The 7,570-nt window shown below is 34.7% G+C and carries 6 protein-coding genes and 1 pseudogene; 4 read left to right on the top strand and 3 right to left on the bottom strand.

Annotated features, from left to right (window positions below):
- Window positions 1-204 (top strand): annotated as a pseudogene (locus tag BBH99_RS06460) (mitochondrial import receptor subunit TOM5); the annotation flags it as partial.
- Between the two features lie 44 nt (window positions 205-248).
- Here BBH99_RS06460 and BBH99_RS06455 read toward each other — a convergent pair.
- Window positions 249-974, bottom strand: coding sequence for a TrmH family RNA methyltransferase (locus BBH99_RS06455; RefSeq protein ID WP_066693557.1), 726 nt, complete (start codon window positions 972-974; stop codon window positions 249-251).
- Between BBH99_RS06455 and tamL the strand changes: the two genes are divergently transcribed.
- Entirely contained in the window at window positions 960-3,569 is a 2,610-nt protein-coding gene (gene tamL, locus BBH99_RS06450) for a translocation and assembly module lipoprotein TamL (RefSeq protein ID WP_066693556.1), read from the top strand. The two genes, BBH99_RS06455 and tamL, sit on opposite strands and share 15 nt — an antisense overlap.
- Here the strand turns inward: tamL and BBH99_RS06445 are convergent.
- Both BBH99_RS06445 and BBH99_RS06440 read right to left on the bottom strand, forming a co-directional pair.
- On the bottom strand, window positions 3,566-4,123 hold the full coding sequence (locus tag BBH99_RS06445; protein ID WP_073300129.1) for a SanA/YdcF family protein: 558 nt from the start codon (window positions 4,121-4,123) through the stop codon (window positions 3,566-3,568). The two genes, tamL and BBH99_RS06445, sit on opposite strands and share 4 nt — an antisense overlap.
- A gap of 56 nt (window positions 4,124-4,179) precedes the next feature.
- Window positions 4,180-5,304, bottom strand: coding sequence for a ferredoxin--NADP reductase (locus tag BBH99_RS06440; protein ID WP_066693543.1), 1,125 nt, complete (start codon window positions 5,302-5,304; stop codon window positions 4,180-4,182).
- A gap of 33 nt (window positions 5,305-5,337) precedes the next feature.
- Here BBH99_RS06440 and BBH99_RS06435 point away from each other — a divergent pair, with 33 nt between their 5' ends.
- Window positions 5,338-5,901 carry a TlpA family protein disulfide reductase gene (locus BBH99_RS06435; RefSeq protein WP_066693540.1) on the top strand — a complete coding sequence of 188 codons (564 nt, stop codon included), beginning with the start codon at window positions 5,338-5,340 and terminating at the stop codon, window positions 5,899-5,901.
- Between the two features lie 18 nt (window positions 5,902-5,919).
- Window positions 5,920-6,891 (top strand): iron ABC transporter permease, encoded by a 972-nt coding sequence (locus BBH99_RS06430; RefSeq protein ID WP_066693538.1) that lies wholly within the window; start codon window positions 5,920-5,922, stop codon window positions 6,889-6,891.
- Window positions 6,892-7,570 lie beyond the last annotated feature (679 nt).

The following is a 7,570-nucleotide window of genomic DNA, read 5'->3' as shown; positions in this document are numbered from 1 at the left end:
ATTGCAGATAGCATTGTAAAACTGGGAGTTACTGCAATTGTGGGGAATTATGCCAAGAAAAATATGAAAAGCTCTAACTGGAAGAATAAACTGGTAGGAGCTGCATTAATTTACCTCGCTCCTATTGCACTGAAATATGTCAGAAAAAAACTGGAGGAATACCAGAAAAATAAAAGTGTTTCAAGTATGGAACAGCTGATTTAAGAAACTATGGCTCAGAAAATTTAATTCTCTAAGCCATATTTTTTTTATTTTGAAAATAATTGTCCTAAAATAATTCCAGCTGCCATGGATACATTTAAACTTTCTGTAGACTGGGATTTTCCAAACCTTGGAATAGTAATGCATTTCTGCAGTAATTTTTCCGTTTCCGGCCTCATTCCGTTTCCTTCATTCCCTAGGATCAGATTGATCTTTTCAGGTTTCTCAAATGTATAGATGTTTTCACCGTCCATATCGGTTCCTACATTTACGTTTTCCGTTTTAGAAAGGTATTCAACAAGGTCTGTATAGACCATATTCACCCTTGTAAAAGATCCCATCGTTGCCTGAATTACTTTTGGATTATACACATCCACCGTATCTTCGCTGCAAATGATCTGTTCTATTCCGAACCAGTCTGCCAACCGGATAATCGTACCCAAATTTCCAGGATCCTGTATTCCATCCAAAACAAGCTGTATTTTCTTATCCAACCATGGTTTTTCCTCCGGAATATAACATACTGCAACGGAATCTTTCGGAGTTTTAAGAAAGCTGATTTTTTTTAACTCATTTTCAGAGATATGGGTAATGGGGATATCAGTACGGTCCAATTTTTGCGGATCGGTTGATAATATTTCTTTAACTTTAAAGTTAGAATTGAAAAGTTCACAAATGATTTTATTACCTTCAACCAAAAACAAATTGTATTTTTGTCTGAACTTCTTTTTATCTAAAGATTGTAAAACTTTTATTGTATGAGCTGTAAGCATTATAAGAATTCTCCTCAAAAATATTATAAAATTATCTCATTTGCAACATTTGTTGGTCTCCTTTATGCTTGTAGTACCACAAAAAAGGTTCCGGATGGTGAGTATCTGCTTACTAAGAACAATTTTGAATTTGAGGATAAGAAAGAATTTTTTGATGAAGAACTGAAAGATTACGTTCAGCAAAAGCCTAATAAGAAGCAAATTCTTTTTATGCCTTTAGGTCTTATGTTTTACAACATGGCCAATCCAAAATATGATACGATCCTTAATGAATACATGACCTATCCTCGTGAAATGAGGGATCAGAAGCTGAGGGATTCTTTATTTATTAAGTATAATATGAAAAACAGTGTCGGAAAAAATCTTTTCTTCGACCGTTTATTGCATACATGGGGCTCGCCACCGGTTATTCTTGATCAGACAAGAAGTGAAAAAGGTGCTGAATCTATTAAAAAAAGGCTTACTTACAGAGGTTTTTGGGATGCTGAAGTAAAATACAGACATGATCTGGATTCTGCTTCTAAAAAAGCTGCTGTAAATTATTTCATCAAACATAATGATCCTACCTATATTAAGGATTACTTTTTTAATATTCCGGATCAGGGTATCAAACAGATTTATAATACACATCTGAATAAAACACTGGTAAGATCTGGTAAGATACTGGACCAAACTGTTCTTGAAAAAGAAGTAACAAGGATTACCGACTTAATGAGAGAATATGGATATTATAAATTCAATAATCTCAATGAAGAGGTTTATTTTGTCGCAGATTCTTTAAAAAGTAAAAAACAGGTTCCTCTTACTTTGGAAATTCATAAAGATTCTCTGGACCGTCCCTATAAAAAGGCTACTTTCGGAAATATTGATGTTGCCATTGTGGATGATGTTAATGATTATCCTAAAAACACAGTTAAAGACAGTTTAAGGAGAATAAGATTCCATAAAATGAATGACAAATACAGAACGTCATCATTGTGGAGAACCATCATTGTAGACAGTAAACAGACTTACGATCAGCAGAAGCTGGATGTCACCAAGAGAAATCTTCTTACGATGAATAACTTCAGCATCGTGAAGGCAAGAGATTCCTTAAGACAAGGTGGCTTTACCGCACCTAATGACAGTATTGTAGATGTCTTATATATTCTTAAACCACTTCCTAAGTATGAGCTTAAAGTAGGAACAGACCTTAATTATTCCCAGATCCTTAATCTTGGAGTCTCTCCTTCTGTGGATCTTACCACCCGAAATCTTTTCAAAGGGGCAGAAAACCTTTCTACCAGCCTTTCCGGTACATTTGGGTCTATTGCAAGTACTGAAAACACGGATAAAAGAGTTCTGGCATATGAAATTTCAGCACAGGCATCCTTAAACTTCCCGAGATTATTACTGCCGTTTAATTATTATAAATTTATTCCTAAAAGGTACACCCCTACTTCATCTATTCTCTTAGGAGCATCTATCCAGAATAATATCGGGCTTGGAAGGGTTAACTTTAATACCGGATTAAATTACCAGGCAACAGTAAATGATTTGGTGTATCATAAGCTGACCTTATTTAATACACAAATCAGTTTAACAAAAAATAAAAATGCCTATTATGATTACTTCGTTAACGATGAAGTGGTAAGAAGAGCAATATTTGATGACTACTCTGCCCATTATCCAACAGAACCTAGTCTTGATGATAAAATAAAAGCCGGCATACTTACCCTGGACAGTGCTTCCGAGCTAATTATTAATGATCCTGGCTATCGTGCTTCACTTAATGAGGAAGGTTTGGATCGATTAACAACATTCAGAGGAAGTCTTATTAATAAAGAAAGGCAGACGGAGGATGTCTTTATTTCTTCTATGATCTACAATTTTGTTTATAATGAAATTGGGAAAAAGGATTACCCTAATGCATTTTATTTTAATGGTAAAGTAGAACTTGCCGGTAATATTCTAAGTTTATTCAATAAGAAAAGTAATGACGGAGGAGTTGTTACGGCACCGCAAAAAACAATCTTTGGTATCCCTTATGCTCAATTCGTGAAGTTTGATATTGATACAAGAAAGTATTTCAAATTTAATGGTAACCAGACTTTGGTTCTTCGTCAGTTTATTGGAGTGGGTATCCCATACGGAAACTCCAAAGACATGCCGATCATTAAATCTTATTTCAATGGAGGTTCCAATGATATCAGAGCTTGGGTGGCATTCGGAGGATTAGGTCCAGCCGCTTCCCAGGTAGATGAAAGAATACGTGCTTACATGACCAATGATGTAAAACTAACCACCAATATTGAGTACAGAATTCCGTTTAATAATATGTATGAAGGAGCTTTGTTTACAGATATAGGAAATACATGGAGCCTTCGTAACCATAATGATGCACATCAAGACCAGTTCAGACTCAATAAATTCCTGGGACAAATGGGGATTGGTAGTGGATTTGGGTTGAGAATAAACGTAGCCTATATTACCCTGAGACTAGACTTTGCTTACAAGATCTTTGATCCGAATAAGCCAGAAGGAGACCGTTGGAGGTTCAAAACACTACAGCCTTTCAAACCAACCATTAACTTTGCTTTCGGATATCCTTTCTAATCCGGAGAAACCCCCAGAATAAAATACACTACAGCAATAACACGGGCGAGGATTTCCCTCGCCTGATTTCTGTAAAAACTTTCAGGCTTTGTTACATCCTGCGCATCAAAACCTAAGGCATTCATATCATTATTTCTTGCGAAAAATAAAGCACGAAGGTTATGATACCCCTGGGAAACAATAATGACATTTTTCTTCTTATAAACATCTTTACAGCGAAGAATGCTTTTGTAAGTATTAAACCCTTTCGGATCTTCTACGATAATATCTTCCGGAACCCCTTCCTGGTTAACCAGATAATTTCTCATAGCAGCAGGTTCATTATAACCTTTACTTTTTTCTCCGCTTACAATGATTTTCTTAATTTTCCCATGATGATAAAGAAGAGCCGCAGCATCCATTCTCTTAGTAAAATAAGGATTGGAAAGACCTGATCTCATCTTTGGAGAAGTTCCAAGCACTAAGGCAACCTCTCTTGGTGGAATTTTTGAAATTTTAGTATAGGTACGTCCATTGGTGAGCCCGAAAACCCAGACATTACAGAAACATATCATCAAAATTCCTAATTCTAATGATACAAATCCTAAGTTAAATATGTTCCTGATAATTCTCAACTAAGATCAAAGTTAAGCTTTATTTTTTTACTTTTCACTATTGACATGCAAGCTAATATATGTCCCTGCCCTTCCTCTTTTTCGGTAAGGTATTCATTTTCCAGCAGTTCCACTTCACCTTCTTCCAAAGAACATTCGCAACTTCCGCAGATTCCTGATTTACATGAATAAGGAACCGGGAATTTCTGAAGCAAAAGCTGTTGTAATATTCTATCCTTATTATCAGGAAGTTGAGTGGTATATTTTTTTCCAAGCATGGTAAATTCCACATCAATATTTTCAATAAGCGGGAATTCTTTTTCTACAGGATAAATGTCATCATTATATTCTTCAAAAAGTTCAAAATGAATATTTTTTTTAGGAATACCGTGATGGTAACATGCATTTGCAAGCGTTTTAATCATCTCTCCTTTTCCGCAGATCAGGACTTCATCCACCGCATCCCAGATTGTGGATTCTTCATCCGTATCATCCAAATGAAGGATCTGGTTGATAATTAAATTCAATTTCTTTTCATCCAATCTGCCATAGAAAAACTGATCAGCAGTTTTTTCCTGAGAAAAGAAATAAAAGATCTGAAGTCTGTCTCCACACGTTCTCGCAAGATGGTCCAGCTGATCTCTGTAAATAAGATCATCCGAACTTTTATTTCCAAAGAACAGGAAAAGTCTTGTTCTTGGCTCGTTATGAAGGATATTTTTGAAATGGCTTAATATAGGGGTAATTCCAATACCGGCAGCAAAAGCAACAATTGTTCTGAACTCACTAGGCTTAGATACTATGGTAAATCTTCCGGCAGGTTCACTGATCATTAGTTCATCTCCTTCGCTGTAGTTTTGAAAGAGCTGAGAAGTAGCCCCATCTGGAGAGTTTACCTTTATTCCCAAACATATTTTCCCCTCATAAGGAGCAGAAGTCATTGAATAATCATTAATAACTTCTTTTCCATGCGATTTAAATTTAACACTCACGAACTGCCCTGCATCAAACTTAAAGTTTTCTTTCAGATTCTCCGGAATATCGAACTCCAGAGAAAAAGTATTTTTGGTCAGCTCTGCCTTTTTCGCTATTTTTAACGGATAAAACTGTATCAGTTTCCCTTTATAGATTTGTTGTTCCATACTTCAAATTCAAAAATAGATAAAAAATAATTTATGAAGAAGATAATTTTATCCACGTTGATCCTGACAGCTCTTTACAGCTGTAAAAAAGAAACGTCAAAAACTGAAGACAATGCGACTGCAGCAGATTCAGTGACTGTAACCCAAAATACAAAGGATCAAGCCGCTACGTATATCCCGAAGGAGTTTTCTCCTGAAAATGTAGGTCAGCAATTAGCTAAGAATAACGACACATTATATGTTACCAACTTTTTTGCAACATGGTGTGGACCTTGTATGAAGGAAATTCCAAGTTTTAAAAATAAAATGCAGGAATTAAAAGATAAACCTGTGAAGTTTACCTTTATAAACCTCGATGATAAAGCAGATTGGGATACTGCTGTAAAAGATTTTGTTGTAGAAAACAATCTTGGGGCTAATGTTATTTTATTGGATGGACAAAAGCTGGATCCAAGTTTCTTTTCCAAGAACTTTAAACAATGGGATGGCGGTTCTATACCTTTTACTTTTATGAGAAAAGGAAAACAAACGGATGAATATCTGGGAATGATGACTGAAGAAGTTCTGAACTCTAAAATAGATGCTTTTCTAAAATAAAATATATCTTTCTGAATCATGTCAAAAAGATTTAAGATCCTGTGTTTATTGTTGACTATTGCCATCATTGGAGGCGCAATTGTTAATCTGAACACAGGATTTTTGAGTTTAAGCCTTCAGGATTTCTTCCAGGATTCTTCACAGAGTCAAATTGCTGAAATCCGTATCAACAGAGTTCTTGTTATGCTATTAGCCGGGATTTCAATTCCTACTTCAGGATTTCTGATGCAGGAATATTTCCAAAATCCATTAGCAGGACCTGATATCCTGGGAATAACCTCTGTAGCCAGTTTATCGGTTGCATTCTATATTTTTTTCTCTCATAATATTCTGATCCCGGAATTTCTGCAAAACAGTTTTCTAAGTCTATCAGCTATTGGGGGAAGCTTATTGCTGATGCTGGTCCTGTTATCCATGTCCAATAAATTTCAGGATAAATCTTACCTGATTATTTTCGGATTTCTGGTATCTGCTTTTGCAGGAGCTATTGTTTCCCTGTTGCAGTTCTATGCAGAAAATCAAAGTTTGAAAAACTATATTCTATGGTCTTTCGGAGCGAATAATATGGTCACCAGGAATCAGATTTATGTCTTATCAATTTTAGTATTGATTGGATTATTTTTCTGTTTCAGATCTATAAAACCTTTAATTGGAAATTCTCTGGGAATTTCATACGCTCAGAGTTTGGGAGTTAATCTAAAACATTTAAAACTTTTAATAATAGTAGCATCTTCCCTGCTTTCCGCATCTATTACTGCTTTTTTAGGGCCCATCCTGTTTATAGGAATTATTGTTCCGCATTTTTGCAGACTGATTTACAATCCTTCAAAACTATGGCAGCAATGGATTCTAAATATGTTTTTGGGAATGTTGGTGATGCTGCTCTTCTCAGTGATTGCAGAAAAAACTCAAATCCCACTAAATGTAATAAGTTCTGTATTTGGAATTCCTGTGATCCTGCTGATGCTTTTAAAACAGAATAAAGTTTAGTTTTTTTGGATAAAGACGTAAGTTTTTCTCTTACATTATGCTTTTTAAATCTCTCGCAGATTAGACAGATAACGCAGATATTTGCGAATAATTTTATAACTTTCTAAATATTTATAATTGAGTAAAGTTTTTCTTCCATGTCATTCCGTAGGAATCTAAACTAACTTTATAGAGATGTTTCCAGCATGACAAATATAGAATGAAAAATAAACTCAGTTATTAGATCAACAATAATAATTCACACTATGAAAATTAGAATATCCCAAAAACAATTGATCATTGCACACATAGCTTTTTTTGCAATAAGTTTTGTTTTTCTGGAATATTCTAAAATATTTAGAATGAATAAAGAATTGCATTGGATTTATTCCTTTGGACATAGTTGGTGGCTAATGGTCGCTTTTCTATGCCTTTTTATAGGCTCACTTATTTTAGGAATCTATAGTTTATGGAAAGTCAATAAAAACAAATTTCCAAATTTCATATTTAGCATTCTTCTTCTCGCTATTTTTTAATCTTCACTTTTTTTCCTGACCATGCATCTACAGATCAAACAAGCCAATATCGGATATAATAAGACATTAATATCAAATGCCAATGCTGAATTGAAACTTGGTGATGTTTGCTGATTGATTGGAAATAATGGAGTTGGAAAAACAACTTTAATTAAATCTATTCT

The organism is Chryseobacterium contaminans (assembly GCF_001684955.1).
In the GTDB taxonomy this organism is placed as follows: Bacteria; Bacteroidota; Bacteroidia; order Flavobacteriales; family Weeksellaceae; genus Chryseobacterium; species Chryseobacterium contaminans.
The sequence above is the reverse complement of the archived record's forward strand: the minus strand, read 5'-3'. Positions and strand labels throughout refer to the sequence as shown.